A 22842-nucleotide genomic window follows, 5' to 3' on the forward strand; every position below is an offset into this window, starting at 1 on the left:
TTCCTCATCGCCCAGAGGCGACTTTCTTAATTTACCACATAACCACTTGTGAAATCAAGTGTTTTTTTAAACTTTTTTCTCGGCCGCTCTGCGTTAGCGCAGCAGCAACGTTTGTTAATATAGCATGGATCACAAATAGAAGTCAACACTAATTGAAAAAATTTTATCCCATTAAAATAAAACCTGTTTCTCTGTCGCCATTTCCCCCTTCTTTGCATACGATCTCTTGGATCAACAAGCGCTGAAGCATCTTATCTATCACGAGAGGAATCTCAATCTCTGCCTCTTGAATCATCGGGTGGTTCATCAACTCTTCCAAACGCCAAGGCCCTGATTTCGTCTCCATAAGCTCAACCAGGTATCGAACAGATTCCTTTGTTCTGGATGCGATCCAAAATTCAATTGCCAGTACAAGTAGTTCAATTCGCTTCTCCAATGCTTCTGCATTAAAAGATAGCTCCTCATACAACTTATAAATAGAAGGATCTATCTGTTTGACTTGCGTCCATAATGCTGGCTGAGGATGATCTCCCGCTTCATATACAATGAGACGAGCCAAATAGTGAATCGTTTGAATGGCAGAGTGATGCGCATCCAGCATCATGCCTTGCTGCAAAAACTCTTTTGTCTCGTGAAAAAAACGAAGGATTTGGGAATACTCCTTACAGATATGTTTTTTCTGAAGAGAAGATGACAAACTAACCAGGCGCAGCTTCATTTGTTTCATATAATGCTCTTTGTCCCAAACGATTTCTGCCCTTCGAAGCATCTCGGCAAGTCGTTCATCCAAACCACAGATGGCTCCCTTCTCCAGCTGCCACGTGCTGATTTGCTGCTCGATGATTACTTGTTCCTGAAAAAGCATGCGACGGATTTTACCATCAGCTTGGAGCTCATTTACTACGACGAAATAAAAGATTCCCTCGCGAAAGGGGACTAGCATATCCGAATCATTCAAAACAAGCACCGCTTGCACATCCAAACGCTGCTGTAGATTTTTCAGATACGTCTGCCTTACAGTCATGCCTTGTTCCTCCCTGCCCCCTGGGTTGAACTTATGGATTCTACAAGTCTTGTCCGTTTCCTGCTTGTCAACAGACAAATCCTTTGTATGCTATACTATAGGGTAGGAGGAATGATCATGAAAAATACAGAACGCCTGAGCAAGATCAAACGCATGCGCACATGGGGCAACTGGAGCATGGTAATCGGCATTTTGCTGATGTATACAGGGTACGCATTTTTTGCAGGTTATTTGGACTTTATTCCTTTACTTGGAAGCCTCTTAAAAGGCTCTTACATTTTTATGACGCTGCTTTTGATCATCGGGTTCATTCTGACAATGGGCAGTACAGTCTTGTTTATGATTTCCGGGATGGTCTCCACTTCGGCTCCACAGGTGCAATGCCCTTCATGCCAAAAAGTCACGAAGATGTTGGGTAAAGAAGACGCCTGTATGTTTTGTGGACAACCTTTACGCATTGAAGACGGACATCCTCAACAAAACCAGACATAATATGATTCCTTTCATCTATACGTAAAAAGCCACCTGCTATTTCCCGAGCATTCGGGGTGCAGGTGGCTTTCTTTCGTGAAAGCTGTCTGTCTTTTATTTCAGAGTCTCGTCAATTGCTTGCCATATCTCCGGCACCTCAAAACCACGGCGCCAAGAAGCTGCACCCGCCAAGTCGTACTTATTGACGATCTCCATACGCTTCTTCATAGAAGTTACATCTTCTATCCACATTTTATAGACGTTGCTATCCTTCGGGTCTTTGTACTCCACGTAATGTTGACCGGAAGCTTCATCCATAACTGGCGTCAGCTTGCGTTCGTTGATCCATTCCTGGGCTTTCGTCATGGAATAAGCTTTGGAGCTAACCTTCACAGTGCCATCAGCCTGCTTGGCTTCTGTCCACAAGCGTGTGTAAAAAGGTACACCCAGCAGCAGTTTTTCGTTAGGGACCTCTTCCAACACTCCTTGCAAGCCTCGCTCCACCCATGGCAACGATGCGACAGAACCAGCTTTTGGACTCGCTGCCCAATGCTCATCATACGTCATCACCGCAACATAATCGACGACCTCGGCCAAAGCTTTCCGATCCAGGAACATGGACCATTGCTTAGCGTTTGACTTGATCGTCACATCTATGGAAACGGTCAGTCCTTGCTGATGGAGATACGGCGTCAGCTCCCGAACAAACTGAACGAGTTCTTCTTTCTCTTCTAAATACACGTTCTCAAAATCGATGTTGATACCATCGAGATCGTATAGATGAGCGTAGTACAAGAGTTGGGCAATTAACTTATCTCGCTTGTCATAGCTGCTGAGAACGGACTTCGTCCAATCAGGATTAAAGCCGTTTGTAACTAAACCCCAAACCTTGTAGCCCCTCTTATGGGCCCATTTGACGTACGCAGGATCGGCTCTGTTCAACAGATTTCCATCTGCATCCTTCATTTCAAACCAAGTAGGAGAAACTACATTTACCCCTGGTAGTGCACCAATTTTTGAAACATCCGGATTTTTATTGACGACGTGCTCCCATACGAGGTTGATCTTGCCCTCAGGCTTCCAAGTAGCGTGTTGTTGTCCGGTAGCAGTCGTATTCTCCAGCTGGACTTTGCGCACATCCGTCATCTCAATACTTTTCTCTGAAATGAATCCTCCTACTCCCGAGGCGTTTAAAACGCGATACCAGTTTTCCTTTTTGCCAAGAACGTCGACAACCTCACCCGCAGACAGCTCTGCTACAATCGGGGTTCGGTGAGAAGCACCGGTACGGACTGCTTGTTTTTCCTCGGCAGCGATCACTTTCGCTTGCTGGATTTCGTAGCCCTCTTTTTCGACGACCAGGACACCCGTATCTGCTTTTCGCTCAAAAGAATAAGGATACAGCTTTTCCAAAGGATCCAACGGGACATAGCGTGTGCCGTCGACCTCTTTCACCGGAACGAGTAAATCCACAGGTTTTTTGTTCAGATAGGCGACAACTTCTCCGCTCTCCATCCGAAGCACCTTATCCTTCGTCGTGACGATAACGGAACGTGTGGGCTCATCCCAATAAATCGCTGGATCAATGTTCTCTTTAATGAAATCAAAGGGCAGCAATATTTGCTCTGATTCCAATATATACGAGGACTCTTTCCGCGAGCCTTCGTATACAATCACATTTTTATCTCCATCATACGGCTGCACATGCTCAGTTGAGGCACGGAGCACAAAAAACCAGTAAATGCTGCCGAAGATGGCCAACAAGAGAAAACTTAACAAAAACATCGTGCGAAAAACCCTTTGTTTTCTTCGTCTTGGTCGCAGAGTTCTACCCGACTCCCTGCTCATAATCTCCACCTGCTTCCCGGTACATAAGCCTGTCTTCTGACTTGGGCTGTATGATTTGACTCATTATTTCGATCATAGCGTTGGTTCAATCCATTCACAACCTTTTGTATTCTGGTAATTCACGGACAAGCTTCCTACCAAGAAGAAGACGTATGAGAAGCCAAAAGGTTACAGATATCGACAGAAAGGGTTATGTCCCCCAAAAGCAAACACCCCCTGCATCACCGGGATTATCCGATTCAAGCAGGAGGTGCTCATCCATCCAATACATTCTTAGTGGGGATTCTTTTGACAGGAATCACAAACGCCATAAACTTCCATACGATGCCCGGTTACTTTGAAGCCGATGTCTTTGGAAGCAGCTACTTCTGCATCCCGCAAATACGGAAAGTGGAAGTCTCTGATTGCACCACAGGTGGAACAGATTGCGTGATAATGATCTTCTTCCACATTGGCATCGAATCGGCTGGACGCATCCCCGTAAGTGAGCTCTGTAACCAATCCAGCATCTTTAAAGACTCGCAGATTGTTGTAAATCGTTGCAACGCTCATATTCGGGAATTTGCCTTCAAGGGCTTTATATATTTCGTCAGCCGTCGGGTGAGTCATCGTTTCCAGCAAATAGGTCAAAATTGCATGGCGCTGTGGTGTCATGCGAACCCCGGTATTCTTCAGGATTTCAACAGCTTTCTCCACACGTTGTACCATCTTGTTACACCCCACAGTCTTTCGCAAGACAAAAGAACAAGCTTCTCTAATGTCATTGATTAGAATTACTATAAATAAGTGTACGTCTAGTCGGCGAAAACTGTCAATATCCATTCATCCGATTTGAAAAGAAAGAAGTGGAAAATCAAGTTTTTCACTTTGCTTTTGCAGGCTTTTTGGTTGCAGGTTTTTTGGATTTTTTGGCTTCCGCTTGTGCAAACTTACACATCGATTGGATTGTACAGCTGCCGCACTGTGGATTGCGCGACGAACATACACGTCTGCCGTGCCAGATTAACCAATGATGCGCATCCGTCCACTTCTCTTTTGGAATGCGTTTCATGAGCTGACGCTCCACTTCGTCCACATTGTCGCTATTCGCAAGGCCTAACCGGTTTCCGACGCGGAATACATGCGTATCCACCGCAATCGCAGGAATTCCGAATGCATTAGACAAAACGACATTTGCAGTCTTTCTCCCTACCCCTGGCAATGCTTCGAGCTCGGCATGCGTTTGTGGAACTACGCTATTGTATTTTTCGTACAAGATTCTACAGGTCTCTAAAATGTTTTTACTCTTATTCTTATACAACCCGAGACCTTTTATATGCTCTTCCATTTCTTCCTGTGTCAAATGAAGGTAATGCTCCGGCTGGTTTAGCTGCTGGAACATGGGTGCCGTAATCTCATTCACCCGTTTATCTGTACATTGGGCAGAAAGAATGGTCGCAATGAGAAGTTCAAACGGGGTTGTATAATTCAACTCACAGTGCGCATCCGGATAAAGCTGCTGCAAATTATCCAAAATGTCGGCCACAGGTACTTTGCGTTGTGCCATAAATATATCCCCCTTTTCCCTACATTATACCGCCTTGGTCAACACAGCGATCGATAGCACCGCAAGCTGCACCTGTTGTACAATAAGTCTGGAAGGATTTAACGGGAGGAGGTTTTCCATGAAAGTATTCCTGACTGGTGCCACAGGGTTTGTTGGAAGGGGTATACTCGAGCGCTTGCAGGCAGAAGGATATGAGACGGTTTGCCTCACCAGAGCTGGTTCAACAGCTAAGCTTTCCTACAACGAAACCGCCAATGCGCATATAACGGAAGCAACTGGCGATCTATTTAATAAAGAATCACTGATGAGAGCGATGCAAGGCTGCGATGCTGTCATTCACCTCGTCGGAATTATTCGCGAACAACCGGGGAAAGGCATTCTCTTTTCGCGTATCCATGTAGAAGGCACAAAAAATATACTGGAGGCCGCCAAGCAAGCTGGAATCAAACGTTTTGTCCATATGAGTGCTCTGGGTGCACGTGAAAACGCCACGAGTGCCTATCACCGAACCAAATACGAAGCGGAGCAGCTTGTTCAAGCAAGCGGTATTCCGTACATCATTTTCCGTCCATCTGTCATTTTTGGTCCTGGGGATGAATTCGTGAACATGCTCGCCGACCTGGTTCGGTTACCTGTCACACCGGTCATTGGCGATGGCTCCTACCCTTTGCAACCAGTTGCTCGCAAGACGGTGGCCGATGTATTCGTCCAAGCCTTGAGCAGACCCGAATCAACCAATCAAACCTACGAAACAGGTGGGCCCGAACCACTCTCCTACGGGCAAATCCTCGATACGATTGGCGAGGCCATCGGTAAGCGGAAGGTCAATAAATTTCACATTCCCCTTGCTTTCATGAAGCCTGTGGTAAATATGATGGAGAGATTCCCCTTTTTCCCGATTACCAACACGCAGCTCACCATGCTGCTAGAAGGAAACGCATGTAAGGACGGAAAGCTTCTCTACGATACTTTTCACACAGAGAAAATCGACTTTCTCCCGGGAATCACCACTTACCTGCGGACCAAATAAAAAAGGGAAGCCCCCTGCTTGATCACAGGGGGCTTTTGCCTATTCGTGCAGCGTTTTCTCAACTGCATCTGTTTCTTTATTAATATGACGAGCCACAACGAACAGATAATCAGACAAGCGGTTGAGGTATTTGACCACGGACGGGTTTACCTGCTCCTGCTGTGCCACATGGACTGCTTTGCGCTCTGCACGTCTGACGACCGTACGCGAAACATGGAAGGCTGCCGCAGCCGGATGTCCGCCAGGCAATATAAAATTGGTGAGCGGAGGCAACTTTGCATCTAGCATGTCAATTTGCTCTTCCAGAAAAGTAACGTCTTCTTCTGCAATTGGCCAGCCTACCTTTTTGCCTTCTGGCGTCGCCAGCTCAGCCCCTACATGGAACAGCTTTGTCTGAATGACATGGAAGACATCCTGCAATTCCTTCCATTCTTCTGTCGCAGGCAACAGAGCCAGTGCCAATCCAATCTGCGAGTTGGCTTCATCGCACGTACCGTATGCCTCTACACGGTCCGCAAACTTAGGCACGCGGACACCTGCAACCAGTGACGTCTCGCCCTTATCCCCTGACTTTGTATAAATCTTCATTCCGAATCCCCTCCACAGGTTCCGTTTACAAAGCTTCTGCGACCAGAATCAACTCTGAGCTATTCGCATCAAAAGGTGTCTTTGCAAAAGAACCGTATCGTTGTGTGACCTTCAAGCCGTTTAAACGAAGCAGATGATGGAGCTCCGCGGGGAAAATATAGCGGAGAGTAAATCGGCCCTTCACCCTTTCCGTTATAACTCCCTGTGCATTCGTACGCTCGTATATGCGTGTCACTTCGGACAGTTGCTGGAAATGGTCATAACGAGTGTAATCCCACATCGCAACCTCTTCCCCCGACGGGAGTGGATACGTGCCACGCAAGGACATTTTTTCATTTTCCTCGTAAAAATGATGAATCTTGGGGACAAACACGTTCATGATGAACTTCCCGCCTGGAGCCAGATGCTTGCGAATGCACGTCAATGCCTTCATTTGCTCTTGAACATGCAACAGGTGCAAAAACGATCGAAAAGGAATCATAATCAGCGAAAATGACGCCTGCAGATCAAAGGTGCGCATATCCCCCTGCAATAGCTTCAAGCCGGATGTTACACCTTGTTCCTCTGCTTTTACCTGAGCCCTTGCCAGCATATCTTGGGATAGGTCAATTCCGGTAACGTCGATGCCAGCCTGCGCCATCGGAATGCTGATTCTTCCGGTGCCGCAAGCGAGATCTAGCACGTTTCCCCCTGCCAGCTTGGCTTGTTCCAGATAGAACTCAACATCACCCGGAACACCGCGTTGAGTGAGATCATAGTAGTCAGCCCATTGATACATATTGCTCATCTGGCCCTCCTATGCTTGCATTTCTTCTGATTGAAGGTAGGCCATAACGAGCTTTGCCGTGTTATCGAGTGCTTCTTTATGTGTACGTTCATGGGAGTGGGATGCATCTACTCCCGGTCCGATCAAGCCATGGACAACGTCATATCCGGCTCTCAGTGCAGCACTCGCGTCAGAACCATAGTAAGGATAAATGTCCACTTGGTAGTTCAGACCGTTCGCTTGTGCGAGCTTGGTCAGATGGCTGCGCAATCCGTAGTGGTACGGTCCAGTGGAATCCTTCGCACAAATGGACACACAATACTCATCTGTCGTCTGTCCATCCCCAATCGCGCCCATGTCGACAGCCAGATACTCCACCACGTTGGCAGGGATGCTGGAGTTGCCGCCGTAGCCGATCTCTTCATTATTGCTGATAAAAAAGTGCGTAGTGTAAGGCAGCTTCACACCGGATTCACTCAGTTCTTTTAGAACCCCCAGCAGCACAGCTACGCTTGCTTTGTCGTCGATATGGCGGGACTTGATGAAGCCGCTATTCGTTACCGTCACGCGCGGATCAAAGGAGACGAAATCTCCGACGGAAATCCCAAGCGCAAGTACTTGCTCTTTGTTTGTGACCTTTTCATCCAGCCGAACTTCCATGTTCGCCTCATTGCGCTCAGCTTTCCCCGCTTCTGAGCTGTATACATGCACGGAAGCTTTGGTAGACAAAATCGTACCAGTTACAAGACGACCGCTACTAGTCTCTACAACACAGTGCTCCCCTTCAATCGCATTGAATGCAAATCCACCGATCAAGGTCAGCTTCAAACGTCCGTTGCTCTTTATTTCTTTTACCATCGCGCCCAGCGTATCGACGTGAGCGGTCAAGAGTCTTGCTTTGTCGTTATTGGCCCCCGCTACGGTTGCAACGATTGCCCCTTTATTTGTCTGTTTATAGGAAACGCCAAGATTTTCTAACTCTTGTGCAACCCAGGCCATTACTTTTTCCGTATTGCCAGACGGACTTGGGATGTTCGCCAATTGGCAAAAGCTTTGTACAACATATTCTGTGGATACACTCATTTGTATGTTCCTCCATTCGCCCGTTGCGAAATAAACGTTAGGATTGAAGCTCTTCCTTAATAAATTGAAGCACTTCCTGTACATGCCCTTTGACCTTTACTTTTGCCCATACTTTTGCAATGTTGCCTTCTTTGTCGATGACGAACGTCGTGCGTTCTATGCCCATATACTCTCGTCCGTACATTTTTTTCAATACCCACACACCATAAGCCTCTGCCACTTGGTGATCGGGATCTGCCAAAAGTGGAAAAGGCAATTCGTGCTTCGCGATAAATTTGTCATGCGATTTCACAGAATCCGGACTGATTCCGAGAACAACTGAATTCAGCTCAGCAAAGCCCGAATGGAAGTCACGAAAGTCGCATGCTTCTGTGGTACATGTCGGCGTTTGGTCCTTCGGATAAAAATAAAGCACTACATTTTGTCCATAAAATTGGGAAAGTGAGAGGGTCTGATTGTCGCTCGCCTGCAAAGTAAATGCAGGTGCAGCTTGTCCTACTGCCGTCAAACTTTTCCCTCCTCTCGATAATATCCTGTTTTCGCTGGTCCCATTTTACCACAATCTAGTAGTCACTTCATCCGCATACAAGTTGCGCTTTGATTCAGAAAAGGATAGAATAAAAAAAAATAAAATTTGGCCTAGTCAGTTGGATGGTGAATTCGCATGAAAGAGTTTTTTGAAGTAACAGATCCAGAAGCGCTAAAATCGCTTGCTATAGCGGAACGGGTTAAAATTTTGGAACTCTTTGAAGATTTGGAGCCCAGAACGGCCAAACAAATCGCTACAGAACTAGGCGAAAATGCTGCACGGCTACATTACCATGTGAAGGAGCTCGTGCGTGTTGGGCTGCTCGAGCAAGTGGATACCCGGGTAAAAGGCTCTATTGTGGAGAAATATTATGAGCCTGTTGCCAAGGTCATTCAGGTCAAGCTCCAATTGATGATTGAAGAAAACGCTCAACAATTAAGTGATGTCATGTTTACTCCGTTTCGTACTACGGAAAAGGATCTCATGCGAACTCTCAATCGCTTCGTCGCAAGTGACCAAGATGTTCGGAAAGAATACCAAAATACGTTCGCTTTTAATTTGACTGAATTTTATTTGAGTCAAGATGAACGCAATCAATTTGTGGAAGACATCTCTGAGCTGTTGCAAAAGTACAAAGGGTTCAAATCGGAACCTGGCCGTCGAAAATTCAAGTTTTTCGACATCCTGTTCCCATTGACTCCAGCTGACCCAACAGATGATTCAGATGACCCTTTTGATGATTCGGATGAGTAAGTCACCAAGAAAACCATCAGATACGATGGTTTTCTTTCATTTTCTAATCAAAGGAGGACTCCAATGCGGACGATCTTGTTTGATTTCGACGGCACAGTTGCCGATACCCTCCCCTTGATCTTCACCGCTTTTCGCTCTACCTTTCAGCAGTTTTTACAAGAGCATTATACTGACGAGCAGATTGTAGCTCTCTTTGGCCCCACAGAAATAGGCATTTTGCAAAACGAGCTTCCCCCACATGCGCATGACAACGCCCTCGCTCATTTTTATCGTGTATACACAGATGAACACTCCCGCGTACAAAACCCGGAAAATATCCGAAGCATGCTCGACGAACTTCACTCAGCAGGTATCCAAATGGGAATCGTAACAGGAAAAGGACGAAAAAGCGCTGACATCTCCCTTCGAGAATGGGGATTAGATTCGTATTTTTCCGTCGTGATCACAGGGGATGAGGTCACACATCCAAAGCCTCATCCAGAAGGTATTTTTACCGCTATGAAACAGCTAGGCGCTACGCCTGCAGAAACCATTTTCGTAGGTGACAGTGATGCTGACGTGTTGGCTGGTCGAGCCGCTGGTTTGCGAACAGTCGGTGTGGATTGGCTTTTGGTTACACAAAAGTCGGGAAAATTCGATCCCGAGCCTGACTACCACTTTACGAATGTGCACGCTTTTACCGATTGGATACTCAGACGCTAGATGAAAAAAGGGTGTGCCATGCCGCCAAAGCGTGGACACACCCTTTTTTTGATTAATACGCCCGTCCGAACCAGACGCTATGCTGTGACTCTTTACCGCAGCAAATGCAGGCTGTCTTTCGTACAGGAGGCTCAAACGGGATGTTGCGAGAGGTGAACTTGGTTTCCTCTTTGATCTTCGATTCACAAGCATCATCCCCACACCAGCCAGCTAACACCCATCCACTCAGCTTGTTTTCTCTCTCGCTTTTGGCAATATGAGCGGACAGCTGCTCCAGTGTATCGATTCCCAAATGTGAGTTCTCATCACGGAAGGCTAGTGCTTTTTGGAACATATGTTGCTGAATCTCTTCCAACAGTTGTACAACTGTTTGCGCGATACCTTCAAGTGAAACCGTCACCTTCTCCCCTGTATCACGTCGAGCCAGAATGACTTGACCATTTTCCACGTCGCGTGGGCCGAGCTCCAGACGCAGAGGAACCCCGCGCATTTCCCACTCATTGAACTTCCAGCCGGGTGTTTCTTCACGAAGATCAGCACGGACACGCACTCCTGCGGCCTTGATCTCGTCAAAGAGTGGATCAAACGCCTCCATGACTTTCTCGCGCAGCTTCATCGGACCGACTGGGATCATAATAACCTGTGTCGGAGCCATGCGAGGCGGCAACACTAGACCACGGTCATCGCCATGCACCATGATCATCGAACCAATCAGTCGCGTAGAGGTTCCCCATGATGTGGTGTGAACGTACTTGAACTGATTGTCACGATCCAAAAACTTGATTTCAAAGCCGCGCGCGAATTTATCGCCCAAATAGTGCGAGGTACCCGCTTGCACTGCTTTGCCATCCTTCATCATCGCTTCAATGGAATACGTGTCGACAGCACCAGCAAAGCGTTCACTTGGTGTTTTTTGTCCCTTCCAAACTGGAATGGCCAGCTCCTGCTCGACGACCTCTCGGTAAATCTCCAGCATTTGCATCGTTTCCTGACGAGCTTCCTCCTCTGTCGCATGTGCCGTGTGGCCTTCCTGCCAGAGAAATTCCGATGTCCGCAAGAACGGCATCGTCCGCTTTTCCCAACGAAAAACGTTTGCCCATTGGTTGATTAATACAGGCAGGTCGCGGTAGCTCTGAATCCATTGGCTGTACATATGTCCGATGATCGTTTCGGAGGTTGGACGTAGCGCGAGCTTTTCCTCTAGCGGCTCGCCCCCAGCCTCTGTTACCCAAGGCAACTCTGGATTGAAGCCCTCGATATGCTCTTTTTCTTTTTGAAAGAAGGACTCGGGGATCAGCATCGGGAAATAGGCATTGCGATGTCCTGTCTCTTTGAAGCGCTTATTCATCGCCTCCTGAATTCGCTCCCAGAGCTCAAAGCCATCCGGCTTGAACACGATGCAGCCGCGTACCGGTGTGTAGTCCATCAAATCCGCCTTTTTAATGGCATCGATGTACCAACGCGAAAAATCCTCCGATTGCGGTGTAATTTCTTTTACAAACGCTTTGTCCTCTTTCATCCGTCTACGCTCCTTTTTGATCTTACGTAAAATGCAAAAAATCCCCCATCCCAAAAAGGGACGGAGGATCAACTTCCGCGGTACCACCCTGATTGACTACAGCATAGCCATAGTCCTCTCGATAACCCGATAACGGTGGGCATCCGGCTAAGCTCTTCACCAGCGGCTTCAGGATGGGGTGCAGTTATCCTTTACGTATCAGCCTTCCAGACTAGGGCCGACTCTCTGTCACGGGGAATAGCTGCGGGTCCTTTCATAGCCTTTTGTGACTATCTATTAACTAAACATATTAGCGAGTCACATCGTGGTTGTCAATTGTTGGTACGCGCAGCGATTCTGGAGCCGAGCTTCACATAGATCGGATACGCAACCACTGAAATCATAACACCTTTGAAGAGATTGAATGGTACGATTCCGTACAGAACCAAAGACCAGATACTTGTCGCATTGAACATGGTCAAGAGCTGTTCAATCGGCATTTGATAAAGCACAGCGTACGCAGGCAACAGCACATATGCATTTGCCACAGCCATGACAATCGTCATCAACAGCGTTCCCAGAGCAAGACCAGTCAGGAAGCCTTTTTTGCCTTGGCCGAGACGCTGCATGTAAACAGCCGCAAAAATAAAGCTTGATCCTGCTACGACGTTTGCGAGCTCACCGATCAACAGACCGTCTGTATTTTTGAAGAGCATGTGCAATGTATTTTTTAGTACCTCGATAATAACGCCAGCTACAGGTCCGTACATGAGTCCCCCGATCAATGCCGGGAGTGTACTGAAGTCCAGCTTCAAAAAGCTTGGCATCAGCGGAACAGGAACCTCGAGATACTGCAGAATAAATGCAACGGCCGCCAGCATGGGAATCGTCACCAGCTTTTGGGTTGCACGTGTGCGCGAAGAATGCAGCGCTGTTTCTTTCATGTTTACCATCTCCTCATTTTTCTACTCCTTCTTGAGGAATGGCAACAGTCGTTGTAGGCTCACACGTCTTGTTACACAAACAGAATAAACCCTGTGGCTATAAGTTCCACAGGGCATTTGCAAGCGTATGACAAAACCGTGCGCAAATAAAAGGTACAAGAAACAAGAGGGCTGGCCTCTACGTTCTCGTCCCGTTTGCACAGGCAAACAAGCACGTGTGATAAACGTACTGTCGTCATCCTTCTCCCATCCAGACTGTACTGTCGGCTCTGGAATCACACCAGATCCTGCACTCCGTCGCTATTTGCAGCTCGGGAGGCTCGCGGGCTTAACATGCACAAAGCATGATCACCGCCGGTCGGGAATTTCACCCTGCCCCGAAGGAATGTGTAGTTGTATACAGCATATTATACTGCTGTTTTTTGATTTGACAATAGAGGAAACTGCCAGCTCGACACTTTTTGTTTATTTTTCCGATGAGTTTAGTGTGAATAACGAATAAAAAAAGACACTTGCTAACTAGAGAGCACTTCATGCTATCATTCGCTTGTACAATAGAATCGGCTCCTCAAGGGTGGTCGCGGCTCATCCCCATTTGAAAGGGGGTAAGACCTGTGGTAACGAATGAAACACTCGGACTGCTTTTCCAGTTTGGGTTGTTCCTGGTCGCTTTAATCGGCTTGGTTGTTACCTTGACCAAAAAGAAATAGACCGCCCTTGAGTTGACAGCTCTGCGGTCTATTTCACAACATAGTATTGAGCCGCACCCCTTTAGGGGAAGCGCCTTTTGTACCGTCCGTTCCGGTTGCCGCCGGGACGGTCTTTTTTTACCTTATGCTTTTCGATCTCGTTACATCCAATATTACCACAACGACTTCAGATTATAAATCATCAAGAACCTGCTCCCCGATACTTCGTGACACCCCAGTTCCAAACGAGTAGCCCAATCCCAAAGAAAATAATAGCCACTACTGGCGTCATTGCCGCATAGGTGTACCAAACTTCCTTGCGCAAAAAGTAAGCCGCCGGATAAACACCCACGAAGGCAAACGGCAGCACGTAGGTAAGCACAAAGCGTATGGCCTTGTTGTACACGTCTACCGGATAGCGCCCATACTGCTGGATGTTGTAAATCATCGGGGCAATCCCTGTCCGCGAGTCAGAAAAGAAGCTAACCGCAGCAATTGCAGTATACACGCCACCGTAAATCAGTGCCCCGCTGATTGAGAGCCCGATAAAGATGAACACGTCGTACCAGTAAAACGACAAATCGAGTTGAATGGCAGCATACCCCATGATGATGATCCCGGTTATGACTCCAAAAATACGGTCTGGCGCAATCGACTCGAGGCATACCTGTGCCAAATTGTGAATCGGTCTCGTCAGGATGCGATCCATCTCGCCCCGAATGATATACCTTTCGTTAAAGTCCCAAAAGCCGAAGAACATCGAGAACAATGCATATGGAACCAAAAAGAAACCATAGATAAAGATGATCTCATCACGCGTCCAATCCCCCATCAAAGGAACATGCGTGAACACGACAATAATAAAGACGAGATTGATCAACTCTGAAACCAGATTAGACACAAAATCCCCGAGAAAATCCGTTCGATAGGCAAGTCTCGTCTTGAAGTACTGGCTCAGGTAGTCGGCAAAAATACTGAAAATATGTCTCATGTTTTGCATGCTCTACCCCCCTTGCACAACCAGCTTGTTGCGGGCAAGACGCCACATCACCAAGATGGGAACCAGTATGACAAACATCCAAATGACCTGAAAACCGATCAATTCCCAGGAACGTTCCGTTGTAATCGCTCCTGTGAAAATCAGGCTCGGATAGTAGTTAACCGCCTGAAATGGAAGGTAACCCATTACCGTTTGCGCCCAGCCCGGGAAAAAGCTGATCGGAAGCACGAGACCAGACAACAGATCCACTACGACCCGCTTGGCTCGCATCATACCATCGTTTCGGAATAGGAAGAAAGTCAGTAAGCCTGTCACCAGATTGATTTGTGTATTGATCAAAAATGCACACATCAAGCTGATCAAATACAGTCCCCATCCTGTCCCTGTCGCCGGGAAGCTAAACGGAATAATCAGGCTGATAAGGAAGATCCCCGGACCCGCAAAAAAGAGAAAGCGAAAGATCCCTTCCCCAAACGCCTGCGCCGTTTTCACGGACAAATAATTATAAGGGCGTATCATTTCGATCGCGACCTTGCCTTCTCGGACATCCTGGGCTATTTCTGTATCGATGTTGTTAAAATAAAACGCCCGCGACATCCAAGCAATCGCAACGTAGGAAGTCATCTGTTCCACTGTAAGCCCGCCCAGCTGCTGCTGGCCTCCGTAGATCGCTCCCCACAAAAAGTAGTACGCACCGATGTTGATCGCGTAGATAATGATCCCGCTGTAATAGTTCACACGATAGGCAAGCATCGTCAAAAACCTCATGCGGATGAGTTCCATATAAAGCTTACGCATGGCTGGCTACCTCTTGGTCGGAGGAATAAATGTTGCGAACGATATCCTCTGTGCTCGTCTCTTCGATTTTCACGTCGCTGACTTCAAACGATGACATGACTGTCGACAAAACAAAGGGCAGCATTTCCTGACTCCGCGCTACTTTTACACTGAGGGTAAAATCATTGATTTGCTCGATCTCACAAGGCATCTCTCCCAATGCCTGACGGAGTGCGGCTGTTGAAGTGCGCTTTTTCATTTGGAAGGACACCTCTGTGCCATTGCCCCATTTTTCTTTGAGGTCATTCAGCAAGCCATCGAAGATCAGCTTCCCTTTGTCCATGACAAGCACGCGTTTACAGAGTGCTTCGATGTCTGACACATCGTGAGTCGTCAACAAGATCGTCATATTTTCCGTCTCATTCAGATTGCGGAGAAACTCCCGGATTTTTTGCTTAACGAGCACATCGAGTCCAACTGTCGGTTCATCGAGAAATAGCAGGCGTGGCTTATGAATCAAGGAAGCAGCCACTTCACAGCGCATCCGTTGTCCGAGACTTAGCTTGCGTACTGGCTGACTGACGAACGGAGAAATATCCAGCTCCTCAATCAAACGCTCCAGCCACTTTTCTCCTTCTGCCTCGTCTACCTTATAAACACTTTTCAACAGACGGAAGGACTCTAGCGGAGATAAGTCCCACCAAAGCTGAGAGCGCTGCCCGAAAACAACTCCGATGGATCGAACGTAGTCTTCCCGCTGCTTGAAAGGCACATAGCCGTTAATGACGATTTCGCCGTCGCTCGGGGTCAAGATTCCGGTCAGCATCTTGATCGTGGTCGATTTTCCGGCACCATTTTCCCCTATCAGTGCGAACATTTCCCCTTCCTCTACTGTAAAGGAAAGGTCATCCACCGCATTTACCGTCTTGTACTCCCGACTGAACAAATCACGAAAAGCACCACCAAGACCCGGTCTAGATTGATGGATGCGGAAATCCTTTTGTAAATGATTTACCTGAATCATGGAATACCGTCCTTTTTTCTTCGCTTAAATACCATTTGTAGTGTATATGAGCCAATCGAATTGTGCAAAAGGCAAACTGCACCAAACTGTTAATGAAGAGAAAGGATCATTCCCGTTTTGTCGTCTGACTTTTTGAAGCGGATATAGCGGATGCACTCGGGATCGTTGTTTTCCAGAGAGATGAGCTCGTCTGTATAACGTTGCAGCCCTTTATGTACGATCGGCAGCACCGTCTCTTCCCACTTCGGCTGTGCTCCACCTAAAGCTCTCGGCATGAAAAGACCATCCGTTGCCAGCACCAATGCCTTCACGCCAACTCGATTCATGCGGCCATACTCTATAAAATCCCGACAGGCAGCATCACCATTCAACACTCCGTAGCCTCCTGGTCCATTCGCCTGATAGCGGTTATGGATCAGGATGTCCATACATCGTTCGTACAGCTCTGTTCGCGTACACAATCCTTCTTTGATTCCTTCTTCCCACTTCGCCAAGGCTGCCTGTTCCAAATGGCTGACTTGCGTATGCGTCAGGGGTCGTACCGTGTCATCATCATAAACGGCAAATATCATGCAATCTCCCAACTGCGCGTACTCGATATGGGCATCTCCTACACGGACGACTGCACAGGCCGCTCCCCACAATGCTTCCTTTTTCTCAAGATCAATGCCGCTTTGCCGCATCTGCTCCTGAAGGGCTACGTTTATCGTCTCCAAATAATCGTGCAAAGCTGCATCCTCCGGCATTGCTTCCAGCTGCTTTTTTACGAGCTCAGCCGCGATAGCTCCGCCCGTCTGTCCTGCTGCGTTCTCATACGGAATCAGCGACGTAATGCCGTCGATAACCGCATACACATGCTTGACCTGCTGAATCACATAGGCGTCCTCATTGCTTTTGCCGCTTCCTTTCATGGAGATGCTCTCAAGTTTCATGATGACCCCGCCTTTACCCATGGAGTGATTTGCTTGAAAATTGTATCATTTTTCCTTTCCTTCATCTATAGCTCTCCGTTCATATCCAGTTGTTGAACAGCTGTGGTAAGATAATGAAGGACTTTTTACAAAAGAGGTAGTTCCAAAAGAAAAGAGGGAATATGCATGAAACGTGAACGATCCGCGCAACTGCATGAGGAAGCACTCGACGTCATTCTAGGCGGGGTAAACAGCCCTTCCCGCTCTTTCAAGGCTGTAGGCGGGGGAGCACCCGTAACGATGGAACGTGCCCAGGGCGCGTATTTCTGGGACGTGGACGGCAATCGATATATTGACTACTTAGCAGCATACGGCCCCATCATTACTGGCCATGCACATCCACATGTGACCGAAGCGATTTGCGAAGCAGCTGCCAACGGAACCCTGTACGGTACTCCTACTCCATGGGAAATTACTTTCGCAAACATGATCCGCGAAGCAATCCCTTCGATGGAGCGCATTCGTTTTAACAACTCCGGTACAGAAGCAGTCATGACCTGCATTCGTGTAGCACGTGCCTATACCGGACGTGTCAAAATCATCAAATTCGCAGGCTGCTACCACGGTCACTCTGATTTGGTGCTGGTTGCAGCTGGCTCTGGACCATCAACCTTGGGGATTCCAGACAGTGCGGGTATTCCACAAAGCATCGCCAGCGAAGTCATTACGGTACCTTTTAATAATGTCGAAGCATTTGCAGAAGCTATGAACAAATGGGGCAGCGAAACGGCTTGCGTCCTCGTGGAGCCGATTGTCGGCAACTTCGGTATCGTGGCACCTGAGCCTGGCTTCTTGGAAGAGGTTAACCGCATTACGCATGAAGCAGGCGCACTTGTCGTCTACGATGAAGTGATTACGGCCTTCCGCTTCTGCTACGGCGGAGCACAAAACCTCCTCGGAGTCGAGCCTGATCTGACTGCATTGGGCAAAATTATCGGTGGCGGTCTGCCAATCGGTGCTTATGGCGGTCGTCGGGAAATCATGGAACAAGTCGCCCCACTCGGACCTGCGTATCAAGCAGGAACAATGGCTGGTAATCCTGCTTCCATCCGTGCGGGAATCGCCTGCCTGGAAGTATTGAAGCAGCCGGGCGTGTACGATGAATTCGAACGACTGGGCTCCATACTTGCGAACGGAATCACCGAGGCAGCCAACAAACACGGCGTAACCATCCAGCTCAATCGTGTAAAAGGGGCATTGGCTGTTTACTTTACGGACGAGCCTGTTCATGATTATGATGCAGCTCAGAAAGCGAACGGAGAAATTTTTGCCCGCTTCTTCCAGCTAATGCTGAATGAAGGTGTATGTCTGGCACCATCTAAATATGAAGCTTGGTTCGTGACCACAGCTCATACAGAAGAGGACATTCAATTCACCATCGCAGCTGTAGACCGCGCCTTTTCTCAGCTGTAAACCATTCCCACGTCCTTTCGCATCTGTCCAAGGAAATAATAAGCGTGTTCGCGATTATGTTTTCAAGGAGGATATTTCGGTGTCCAAAGGTGAAAAATCATATCCGCAGGCTCCTGAAAAGACGTTGGATTCCAAAATGAGCAGCAAAATGCTCGAAGTGACCGGCTTTCAAAACCCGCGAAAAACCGAGCACCACAAAACTCAAAATCACGACAGATAATCAAGAAAACAGACACATTCCTAATCATGATGACGAGGAATGTGTCTTGTTTTTTCGCATGTGGCAACATTGTCAATAATGGTCAGAGATTGTACAATAAAATAGTGAAACTGTCATAGGACTTATTCGTATACATGAATATGGGACAGAATGAAGTAGTAAGGTTACATGTATGGCTTAGCAACATTTCGTTTTCATAGATTACAACGAGGAGTGAGTGTGGAATGTTTTTCCATCCTATGGATTTCCTGATTCTGATTGCATTCGGACTGTCGCTCTGGGCACAGTTTCGTGTGAAAGGAACTTTTAACAAATTCGCCGAAGTTCCTACCTCCTCCGGTCTTACCGGTGCAGAGGCCGCCCGCCGCATGCTCGATGCGAACGGCTTGACGAACGTTCCTGTTCAACATATCCCAGGTACATTGACTGACCACTACGACCCGACTGATCGTGTCGTACGCCTGTCTGATCCTGTATACTTCGGCAACTCGATTGCCTCTCTGTCCGTTGCTTGTCACGAGGTCGGCCATGCGATTCAGCACAAGGTCTCGTACCCGATGCTGGTAGCACGCCATCGCATTTTCCCGGTAGTCAACCTGGTGTCCGGTGTAGCGCCATTGCTGCTGTTGGCTGGTTTCTTCTTTAAAATGGCTGGACTTTTGCTCATCGGGATTATCTTCTTCTCCGGAGCGGTTGCCTTCCAGCTCGTCACACTACCTGTCGAGTTTAACGCAAGTAGCCGTGCGAAAGATCTGATGCTCAAAATGGGCTTCATTCGTAATGAAGAAGAACGTGGGGCAAGCAAAGTACTGGGCGCAGCCGCTCTGACGTACGTAGCTGCTGCTCTGATCTCTGTTCTGGAGTTGGCGAAATACATCATGATTTTCCGTAGCTCTGACGACTAATCCGTTTAATGAAACGGCAAAGGTACAGCTCTCTCGCATGGGAGGCTGTACCTTTTTTCATAAGGCTACGTTACAATTAGGCGGGGGGTTTTGCACATGCGAATTGGAATCATTGGATTAGGCAGTATGGGACAAATGCTGGTGAAATCGCTCTGTAAAAGCGGTGTGATCCAGCCCGAGCATATCACCGTCTTCAATCGAACAAGAGAAAAGGCTGAACATCTGCAGGCATCACATGGTATTCTCATAGCCGAAAGTGCGCAAGAGGTGTGCAACCAAGCAAATCTGGTCTTTCTCTGCACAAAGCCACTGGATATCCTGCCTGTACTGCGAGAGTTGTCTATCCCTGAAAGTGTACATATCGTTTCTGTGGCAGCAGGTGTTAGCATCGATGATTTGGAAACCGTCCATACTGGTGCCGTAAGCAAGGTAATTCCTACCGTCACTTCGCAAGAGCTGCATGGTGTATCTCTATTTACATCCAGCTGTCGAACAAGTGCAGAGGATCGCAATGAGCTTCTCACTCTCCTGTCTTCCATTAGTCAATCACAGGAAGTATCCGAGGTCGAGATTGAAACAGCGACGATCCTCACCAGCAGCGCACCAGGACTGATCGCAGGGATTCTTGATTCGTTCGCGCAGGCAGCCGTTCGCAAAACACCAGAGCTTGACCTGGATACGGCGCGAAGCATGCTGGTGGAAACGATGCTGGGAACCGCTCTTTTACTCAAAAACGAACAGCTTAGCTTCGACCAGCTGATCGAACGTGTGGCTACCAAAGGTGGCATTACCGAGGAAGGCTTGCGTGTTCTTGACAAGACGCTTCCTTCTGGGTTTGACGAGTTGTTTGCGATGACAGAATCCAAGCACGCTGCTTTGAAGATACTTGTCCAACAACAAATAAAAGCATAAATCGCGGATAGGAGAACAAGAAAATGATCATCGGTTGGATTGGTTTAGGAAACATGGGCATTCCAATGGCTAGCAATCTGCTGGCTGCTGGCTACGACGTACGTGTCTGGAATCGTACGCCGGGAAAAGCTGCACCATTGGTGGCTCTGGGAGCGAAGGAGACAGCCGCTCTGTCAGATTTGGTAACACAATGCGATGTACTTTTCACGATGGTAAGCGATGATGATGCAGTAAAAGCAATCTATACTGGCACAGACGGTCTCTTGAGCCTGTCCATTCAAGGCAAGCTTGCAGTAGATATGAGCACGATTTCACCGGATACATCCCGTTATATCGCAGAGCAAGCCCAGGAAGCTGGACTGCGCTTTCTCGATGCACCTGTGTCCGGTAGCGTAGGGCCTGCCAAAGAAGGCAAGCTCGTCATCATGGTAGGCGGAGAGCAGGCTGATTTTAAGGTAGCCAAGGCTATGCTGGACAAGCTGGGCAAAGCCGCGTTTTATTTGGGACCAAACGGAGCGGGTACATCTGCGAAGCTGGCGATCAACCTGCTGCTCGGCATTACAGTACAAGGTGTGTCTGAAACATTACTATTCGCACGATCCCTCGGCATTGGTACGGAGCAAATGCTGGACATCATTTCAGAGAGCGCCGTGGGAACCCCATTAATCCGTGGAAAAGCAGCCTCAATCCTCGCTGACGACTATCCGGCTGCCTTTGCCCTGAAGCATATGGCCAAAGACCTTCGACTTGCGAACGAAGCAGGTGTCTCTACGCCACTCGCTGAGTCCGTCAATGCGACATATCGCCATGCACTGGAAGAAGGACTGGGAGAGTTCGATTTAATGGCGATCCTGCGTCATCTCGGTGGAAAATAGGCTTCGTTGTTTAGATTGACCCTACATAAATGAAACAGCGGCCAGACTAAGACCTGAAAATCACGTCTTAGTCTGGCCGCTGTTTTTTGCATTCCACGCAGATCATACACCTATGTTTGACATATATTGCATACAAAAGGAGGAGTATGCTATGCATCATCCAAATTTTCAATATGTACAATACGGTCATCTACCACCTGTATACGCTGGTAAGACATTTCGCTATGACTATGATGATGGCAATGTATTTATCATTCATTTCTTTGACGCTACTCATCGGCATGATGAAGGAATTGCTGGACCGCATAAAGGATTCAATGGTTACTATACATTCAACTACGTGGAGATAGCTCCTTGCGTATACTTTATGTATTGGTTGGAAGAAGTCTACACGGTCAGCCAAGTTGCTGATTTTAATAGGATGCTGGTCTATACACATTATACCTATGATGCACAGGGTATTCGAAAAAGCCTGTTCCATTCCGGTACCATAACCGAACTTTGATAGCTTCCCCTCATAATCCGTGAAAGATGACAAAGCGAATGACCGGATTCACTTCCGGTCTTTTGTCGTCTAATACGCTATTGCTTGGCCTTCAGCCACGCATTAAAAATCTTTGCTTCCTCTACTGCCCGTTGATCTGACCATACATCACCGGGTTTGTTGCCTTCCCCGATCATATAGCCTGCAAATGGCATTCCGACGAAAGAAAAAACATACTGAAACTGCTGGATTAGTGGCAGCCCCTTTAATCTGGGCTGGTCTCCACCAGTCGTAATGACATATGCCTGCTTTTGTCCGAGAGATTCTTTGAAGGAATAACGCTTGTCACGCAAGCTCTGAGACCAGCGATCCACATAGTTTTTCATATGCCCTGACATGCCGTACCAATAGATGGGCGTAGAGAAAATCAGAAAATCATGGGCGAGTACCGCTTCTGTCACTTCATCGTAATCATCCGCGACTGCATCGAAGCCTCCCTCGTCATGCCTTTGGTCGTGAATCGGGCGAATGTTTTTTTCTCGCAGACGAATACTGGTGTGCGGTACGCCGTCCAATGCCAAATTAGTCAATTGCTCCGTGTTTCCTGCATCTCTTGAGCTTCCATGCAATACGAGAATGTTCATGTGCTCACCCATCCTTACATCTTTGTTTGCTCCTTTTATTGTATGGGGAAAGAAGGGCTTTCTCAAACCTTAAAGGGCCTAACCGATTCTTTAAACTGTCGGACGACCACCTCCAAACAAAAAAGGCTGCCTTCCCAGTAGAAAAG

Annotated in this window: 26 protein-coding genes and 1 riboswitch; of the genes, 11 read left to right on the top strand and 15 right to left on the bottom strand. The window is 47.7% G+C overall.

All coding sequences use genetic code 11. From position 1 onward, the window contains the following. Positions 1-163 precede the first annotated feature (163 nt). Positions 164-1024: a hypothetical protein gene (locus HPY28_RS29635; protein ID WP_174231934.1), complete on the bottom strand. Its 861-nt coding sequence runs from the start codon at positions 1022-1024 to the stop codon at positions 164-166. A 117-nt stretch (positions 1025-1141) separates the two neighbouring features. On the opposite strand from HPY28_RS29635, the gene HPY28_RS29640 reads away from it, so the two are divergent. Next, positions 1142-1516 (top strand): YgzB family protein, encoded by a 375-nt coding sequence (locus tag HPY28_RS29640; protein ID WP_007728760.1) that lies wholly within the window; start codon positions 1142-1144, stop codon positions 1514-1516. Positions 1517-1609: 93 nt separating this feature from the next. Here the strand turns inward: HPY28_RS29640 and HPY28_RS29645 are convergent, their stop codons facing one another. The 3 genes from HPY28_RS29645 to nth all read right to left on the bottom strand — a co-directional run bounded on the left by HPY28_RS29645 (position 1610) and on the right by nth (position 4889). After that, a complete protein-coding gene (locus HPY28_RS29645; protein ID WP_174231935.1) occupies positions 1610-3343 on the bottom strand; it encodes a glycosyl hydrolase family 18 protein in 1734 nt (577 codons plus the stop codon). Positions 3344-3616: 273 nt separating this feature from the next. Then, the gene (perR, locus tag HPY28_RS29650; RefSeq protein ID WP_017250178.1) at positions 3617-4051 is read right to left on the bottom strand and encodes a peroxide-responsive transcriptional repressor PerR; all 435 of its coding nucleotides are present in this window, start codon (positions 4049-4051) and stop codon (positions 3617-3619) included. A 154-nt stretch (positions 4052-4205) separates the two neighbouring features. Further along, complete coding sequence (nth, locus tag HPY28_RS29655; protein ID WP_017250177.1) at positions 4206-4889, bottom strand: endonuclease III; 684 nt, start codon at positions 4887-4889, stop codon at positions 4206-4208. 118 nt (positions 4890-5007) lie between these two features. On the opposite strand from nth, the gene HPY28_RS29660 reads away from it, so the two are divergent. Then, a complete protein-coding gene (locus tag HPY28_RS29660; RefSeq protein ID WP_174231936.1) occupies positions 5008-5919 on the top strand; it encodes an SDR family oxidoreductase in 912 nt (303 codons plus the stop codon). Between the two features lie 39 nt (positions 5920-5958). On the opposite strand, the gene HPY28_RS29665 is transcribed toward HPY28_RS29660, so the two are convergent. The 4 genes from HPY28_RS29665 to bcp are packed head-to-tail and all read right to left on the bottom strand — an operon-like array spanning position 5959 to position 8864. Then, a complete protein-coding gene (locus HPY28_RS29665) occupies positions 5959-6507 on the bottom strand; it encodes a cob(I)yrinic acid a,c-diamide adenosyltransferase (protein WP_017250175.1) in 549 nt (182 codons plus the stop codon). Positions 6508-6532: 25 nt separating this feature from the next. After that, positions 6533-7294, bottom strand: coding sequence for a class I SAM-dependent methyltransferase (locus tag HPY28_RS29670; RefSeq protein WP_174231937.1), 762 nt, complete (start codon positions 7292-7294; stop codon positions 6533-6535). A gap of 9 nt (positions 7295-7303) precedes the next feature. After that, the gene (locus HPY28_RS29675) at positions 7304-8356 is read right to left on the bottom strand and encodes a M42 family metallopeptidase (RefSeq protein WP_174231938.1); all 1053 of its coding nucleotides are present in this window, start codon (positions 8354-8356) and stop codon (positions 7304-7306) included. Positions 8357-8393: 37 nt separating this feature from the next. Then, positions 8394-8864 (bottom strand): thioredoxin-dependent thiol peroxidase, encoded by a 471-nt coding sequence (gene bcp / locus HPY28_RS29680; protein WP_017250172.1) that lies wholly within the window; start codon positions 8862-8864, stop codon positions 8394-8396. A gap of 156 nt (positions 8865-9020) precedes the next feature. On the opposite strand from bcp, the gene HPY28_RS29685 reads away from it, so the two are divergent. Both HPY28_RS29685 and HPY28_RS29690 read left to right on the top strand, forming a co-directional pair. After that, positions 9021-9638, top strand: coding sequence for a winged helix-turn-helix domain-containing protein (locus tag HPY28_RS29685; protein WP_017250171.1), 618 nt, complete (start codon positions 9021-9023; stop codon positions 9636-9638). A 63-nt stretch (positions 9639-9701) separates the two neighbouring features. Continuing rightward, a complete protein-coding gene (locus HPY28_RS29690) occupies positions 9702-10340 on the top strand; it encodes an HAD family hydrolase (RefSeq protein WP_017250170.1) in 639 nt (212 codons plus the stop codon). Between the two features lie 52 nt (positions 10341-10392). Here HPY28_RS29690 and proS read toward each other — a convergent pair whose 3' ends face one another. Then, positions 10393-11859, bottom strand: coding sequence for a proline--tRNA ligase (proS, locus tag HPY28_RS29695; protein ID WP_174231939.1), 1467 nt, complete (start codon positions 11857-11859; stop codon positions 10393-10395). 311 nt (positions 11860-12170) lie between these two features. After that, a complete protein-coding gene (locus HPY28_RS29700) occupies positions 12171-12782 on the bottom strand; it encodes an ECF transporter S component (RefSeq protein WP_017250168.1) in 612 nt (203 codons plus the stop codon). Between the two features lie 234 nt (positions 12783-13016). Then, a riboswitch (FMN riboswitch) is annotated at positions 13017-13171 on the bottom strand. Positions 13172-13396: 225 nt separating this feature from the next. Between HPY28_RS29700 and HPY28_RS30635 the strand changes: the two genes are divergently transcribed. Then, positions 13397-13492 carry a putative holin-like toxin gene (locus tag HPY28_RS30635; protein WP_012684786.1) on the top strand — a complete coding sequence of 32 codons (96 nt, stop codon included), beginning with the start codon at positions 13397-13399 and terminating at the stop codon, positions 13490-13492. Positions 13493-13673: 181 nt separating this feature from the next. Here HPY28_RS30635 and HPY28_RS29705 read toward each other — a convergent pair whose 3' ends face one another. The 4 genes from HPY28_RS29705 to HPY28_RS29720 form a co-directional block, all read right to left on the bottom strand. Further along, on the bottom strand, positions 13674-14471 hold the full coding sequence (locus HPY28_RS29705) for an ABC transporter permease (RefSeq protein WP_017250167.1): 798 nt from the start codon (positions 14469-14471) through the stop codon (positions 13674-13676). A 3-nt stretch (positions 14472-14474) separates the two neighbouring features. Further along, positions 14475-15269 (bottom strand): ABC transporter permease, encoded by a 795-nt coding sequence (locus HPY28_RS29710; protein WP_173622800.1) that lies wholly within the window; start codon positions 15267-15269, stop codon positions 14475-14477. Continuing rightward, positions 15262-16272, bottom strand: a complete 1011-nt coding sequence (locus HPY28_RS29715) for an ABC transporter ATP-binding protein (protein ID WP_017250165.1) — start codon at positions 16270-16272, stop codon at positions 15262-15264. The genes HPY28_RS29710 and HPY28_RS29715 overlap by 8 nt, the downstream gene beginning before the upstream one ends. 89 nt (positions 16273-16361) lie before the next feature. Next, positions 16362-17204 (bottom strand): protein phosphatase 2C domain-containing protein, encoded by an 843-nt coding sequence (locus HPY28_RS29720; protein WP_254612885.1) that lies wholly within the window; start codon positions 17202-17204, stop codon positions 16362-16364. A gap of 165 nt (positions 17205-17369) precedes the next feature. On the opposite strand from HPY28_RS29720, the gene HPY28_RS29725 reads away from it, so the two are divergent. From HPY28_RS29725 to HPY28_RS29750, 6 genes are all read left to right on the top strand, one after another. Continuing rightward, on the top strand, positions 17370-18656 hold the full coding sequence (locus HPY28_RS29725; protein ID WP_217444928.1) for a glutamate-1-semialdehyde 2,1-aminomutase: 1287 nt from the start codon (positions 17370-17372) through the stop codon (positions 18654-18656). Positions 18657-18735: 79 nt separating this feature from the next. Further along, positions 18736-18876, top strand: a complete 141-nt coding sequence (locus HPY28_RS29730) for a hypothetical protein (RefSeq protein WP_007729817.1) — start codon at positions 18736-18738, stop codon at positions 18874-18876. Positions 18877-19100: 224 nt separating this feature from the next. Next, complete coding sequence (locus tag HPY28_RS29735) at positions 19101-19781, top strand: zinc metallopeptidase (protein WP_047073720.1); 681 nt, start codon at positions 19101-19103, stop codon at positions 19779-19781. A 96-nt stretch (positions 19782-19877) separates the two neighbouring features. Beyond that, positions 19878-20693 carry a pyrroline-5-carboxylate reductase family protein gene (locus tag HPY28_RS29740; RefSeq protein ID WP_174231940.1) on the top strand — a complete coding sequence of 272 codons (816 nt, stop codon included), beginning with the start codon at positions 19878-19880 and terminating at the stop codon, positions 20691-20693. 23 nt (positions 20694-20716) lie between these two features. Continuing rightward, complete coding sequence (locus tag HPY28_RS29745; protein WP_174231941.1) at positions 20717-21568, top strand: NAD(P)-dependent oxidoreductase; 852 nt, start codon at positions 20717-20719, stop codon at positions 21566-21568. Between the two features lie 151 nt (positions 21569-21719). Beyond that, positions 21720-22073 (top strand): MoaF-related domain-containing protein, encoded by a 354-nt coding sequence (locus tag HPY28_RS29750; RefSeq protein ID WP_174231942.1) that lies wholly within the window; start codon positions 21720-21722, stop codon positions 22071-22073. Between the two features lie 77 nt (positions 22074-22150). Here HPY28_RS29750 and HPY28_RS29755 read toward each other — a convergent pair whose 3' ends face one another. Beyond that, positions 22151-22696 (bottom strand): flavodoxin family protein, encoded by a 546-nt coding sequence (locus tag HPY28_RS29755; RefSeq protein ID WP_083261609.1) that lies wholly within the window; start codon positions 22694-22696, stop codon positions 22151-22153. Positions 22697-22842 lie beyond the last annotated feature (146 nt).

Origin of the sequence: Brevibacillus sp. HB1.2 (genome assembly GCF_013332495.1) — a bacterium.
GTDB classification, from domain to species: Bacteria; Bacillota; Bacilli; order Brevibacillales; family Brevibacillaceae; genus Brevibacillus; species Brevibacillus porteri.